This is a genomic window from Pedobacter arcticus A12 (genome assembly GCF_000302595.1).
GTDB classification, from domain to species: Bacteria; Bacteroidota; Bacteroidia; order Sphingobacteriales; family Sphingobacteriaceae; genus Pseudopedobacter; species Pseudopedobacter arcticus.
In genome coordinates this window covers 514218-518288 of sequence record NZ_JH947125.1, presented here as the reverse complement: position 1 = coordinate 518288, position 4071 = coordinate 514218, and the positions used below count along the sequence as shown (strand labels likewise).

Below are 4071 nucleotides of genomic sequence, written 5' to 3'. Positions count from 1 at the left end.
CCCGTTGCTCCTGTATCTCCTTTATCACCTTTCGCTCCTACTGAACCTGTCACACCGATAGGGCCTTGAGGACCTACTGAACCGGTTAAACCGATTGGACCTTGAGGACCTAGCGGACCGGTCGATCCTGTATCTCCTTTATCACCCTTCGCTCCTACTGAACCTGTTACGCCGATCGGACCTTGTGGACCTACTGGACCGATTGCTCCGTCGTTTCCGTTGACTCCGTCTGTTCCTTTTGGACCCGCTGCGCCGTCGTTTCCTGCTGGACCTGTTATTCCGATTGGACCTTGAGGACCTACTGAACCGGTTAAACCGATTGGACCTTGTGGACCTACTGGACCGGTTGCTCCGTCATTCCCGTTGATTCCGTCTGTTCCTTTTGGACCTGCTGGACCTGCTTCACCTGCTTCACCTGTATCCCCTTTCGGGCCGGTCGTTCCTGCTGGACCTGTTGCTCCATTATTTCCGTTGATTCCGTCTGTTCCTTTCGGACCCGCTGGACCAGTTGCGCCGTCGTTTCCGTTTATTCCTTCCGTTCCTTTTGGACCCGATGGACCGGTTGCTCCGTCGTTTCCGTTGATTCCGTCTGTTCCTTTTGGCCCTGCTTCACCTGTATCACCTTTAGGACCCGTCACTCCTGCTGGACCTGTTGCTCCGTCATTCCCGTTGATTCCGTCTGTTCCTTTTGGACCTGCTGGACCTGCTTCACCTGCTTCACCTGTATCCCCTTTCGGGCCGGTCGTTCCTGCTGGACCTGTTGCTCCATTATTTCCGTTGATTCCGTCTGTTCCTTTCGGACCCGCTGGACCAGTTGCGCCGTCGTTTCCGTTTATTCCATCCGTTCCTTTTGGACCCGATGGACCGGTTGCTCCGTCGTTTCCGTTGATTCCGTCTGTTCCTTTTGGACCTGCTGGACCTGCTTCACCTGCTTCACCTGTATCCCCTTTCGGGCCGGTCGTTCCTGCTGGACCTGTTGCTCCATCATTCCCGTTGATTCCGTCTGTTCCTTTCGGACCTGCTTCACCTGTATCCCCTTTAGGACCGGTCGTTCCTGCTGGACCGGTTGCTCCGTCATTCCCGTTGATTCCGTCTGTTCCTTTTGGACCTGCTGGACCTGCTTCACCTGTATCCCCTTTCGGGCCGGTCGTTCCTGCTGGACCGGTTGCTCCGTCATTCCCGTTGATTCCGTCTGTTCCTTTTGGACCTGCTGGACCAGCTTCACCTATATCCCCTTTCGGACCGGTCGTTCCTGCTGGACCTGTTGCTCCATCATTCCCGTTGATTCCGTCTGTTCCTTTCGGACCTGCTTCACCTGTATCCCCTTTCGGACCGGTCGTTCCTGCTGGACCTGTTGCTCCATCATTCCCGTTGATTCCGTCTATTCCTTTCGGACCTGCTTCACCTGTATCCCCTTTAGGACCCGTCGTTCCTGCTGGACCGGTTGCGCCGTCATTCCCGTTTATTCCGTCTGTTCCTTTCGGACCCGCTGGACCGGTTGCTCCGTCGTTTCCGTTTATTCCATCCGCTCCTTTTGCGCCGGCTGGACCGGTTGCTCCGTCATTCCCGTTGATTCCGTCTGTTCCTTTTGGACCTGCTGGACCAGCTTCACCTATATCCCCTTTCGGACCGGTCGTTCCTGCTGGACCTGTTGCTCCATCATTCCCGTTGATTCCGTCTGTTCCTTTCGGACCTGCTTCACCTGTATCCCCTTTAGGACCGGTCGTTCCTGCTGGACCTGTTGCTCCATCATTCCCGTTGATTCCATCTGCTCCTTTTGGACCTGCTGGACCGGTTGCGCCGTCGTTTCCGTTTATTCCGTCTGTTCCTTTCGGACCCGCCGTTCCTGCTGGACCCGCTGGACCCGCTTCACCTGTATCACCTTTAGGACCCGTCACTCCTGCTGGACCTGTTGCTCCATCATTCCCGTTGATTCCATCTGTTCCTTTTGGACCTGCTTCACCTGCATCCCCTTTCGGACCCGCCGTCCCTGCTGGACCTGTGGCTCCATCATTCCCGTTTATTCCATCTGTTCCTTTCGGACCTGCTGGACCTGCTTCACCTGTATCACCTTTAGGACCGGTCGTTCCTGCTGGACCTGTTGCTCCGTCATTCCCGTTGATTCCGTCTGTTCCTTTTGAACCTGCTGGACCCACTTCACCTGTATCCCCTTTAGGACCGGTCGTTCCTGCTGGACCGGTTGCTCCGTCATTCCCGTTGATTCCGTCTGTTCCTTTTGGACCTGCTGGACCTGCTTCACCTGTATCCCCTTTCGGGCCGGTCGTTCCTGCTGGACCGGTTGCTCCGTCATTCCCGTTGATTCCGTCTGTTCCTTTTGGACCTGCTGGACCAGCTTCACCTATATCCCCTTTCGGGCCGGTCGTTCCTGCTGGACCTGCTGGACCAGCTTCACCTATATCCCCTTTCGGACCGGTCGTTCCTGCTGGACCTGTTGCTCCATCATTCCCGTTGATTCCGTCTGTTCCTTTCGGACCTGCTTCACCTGTATCCCCTTTCGGACCGGTCGTTCCTGCTGGACCTGTTGCTCCATCATTCCCGTTGATTCCGTCTGTTCCTTTCGGACCTGCTTCACCTGTATCCCCTTTCCGGTCGTTCCTGCTGGACCTGTTGCTCCGTCATTCCCGTTGATTCCATCTGTTCCTTTTGGACCTGCTGGACCTGCTTCACCTGTATCCCCTTTAGGACCCGTCGTTCCTGCTGGACCGGTTGCTCCATCATTCCCGTTGATTCCGTTTATTCCTTTCGGACCTGCTTCACCTGTACCCCCTTTAGGACCCGTCGTTCCTGCTGGACCGGTTGCGCCGTCATTCCCGTTGATTCCATCCGCTCCTTTTGCGCCGGCTGGACCGGTTGCTCCGTCACTCCCGTTGATTCCGTCTGTTCCTTTTGAACCTGCTGGACCCGCTTCACCTGTATCCCCTTTAGGACCCGTTGTTCCTGCTGGACCTGTTGCTCCGTCTTTCCCGTTGATTCCATCTGTTCCTTTTGGACCTGCTGGACCTGCTTCACCTGTATCCCCTTTAGGACCCGTCGTTCCTGCTGGACCGGTTGCTCCGTCACTCCCGTTGATTCCGTCTGTTCCTTTTGAACCTGCTGGACCCACTTCACCTGTATCCCCTTTAGGACCGGTCGTTCCTGCTGGACCGGTTGCTCCATCATTCCCGTTGATTCCGTCTGTTCCTTTTGGACCTGCTGGACCTGCTTCACCTGTATCCCCTTTAGGACCCGTCGTTCCTGCTGGACCGGTTGCGCCGTCATTCCCGTTGATTCCATCCGCTCCTTTTTGTATCCCTGGACCGGTTGCTCCGTCATTCCCGTTGATTCCATCTGTTCCTTTTGGACCTGCTGGACCTGCTTCACCTGTATCCCCTTTAGGACCCGTCGTTCCTGCTGGACCTGCTGGACCAGCTTCACCTATATCCCCTTTCGGGCCGGTCGTTCCTGCTGGACCTGCTGGACCAGCTTCACCTATATCCCCTTTCGGACCGGTCGTTCCTGCTGGACCTGTTGCTCCATCATTCCCGTTGATTCCGTCTGTTCCTTTCGGACCTGCTTCACCTGTATCCCCTTTCGGACCGGTCGTTCCTGCTGGACCTGTTGCTCCATCATTCCCGTTGATTCCGTCTATTCCTTTCGGACCTGCTTCACCTGTATCCCCTTTAGGACCCGTCGTTCCTGCTGGACCGGTTGCGCCGTCATTCCCGTTTATTCCGTCTGTTCCTTTCGGACCCGCTGGACCGGTTGCTCCGTCGTTTCCGTTTATTCCATCCGCTCCTTTTGCGCCGGCTGGACCGGTTGCTCCGTCATTCCCGTTGATTCCGTCTGTTCCTTTTGGACCTGCTGGACCGGTTGCGCCATCATTCCCGTTGATTCCATCCGTTCCTTTTGCGCCGGCTGGACCGGTTGCTCCGTCGTTTCCGTTGATTCCGTCTGTTCCTTTCGGACCCGCTGGACCAGTTGCGCCGTCATTTCCGTTTATTCCATCCGCTCCTTTTGCACCGGCTGGACCGGTTGCTCCGTCACTCCCGTTGATTCCGTCTGTTCCTTTTG

2 pseudogenes are annotated in these 4071 nt (G+C 56.2%); both read right to left on the bottom strand.

The features are described from left to right. Nucleotides 1-2156, bottom strand: a pseudogene (locus tag B176_RS20870) (collagen-like protein); the annotation flags it as partial. A gap of 257 nt (nucleotides 2157-2413) precedes the next feature. Beyond that, nucleotides 2414-4071 (bottom strand): annotated as a pseudogene (locus B176_RS20095) (hypothetical protein); the annotation flags it as partial.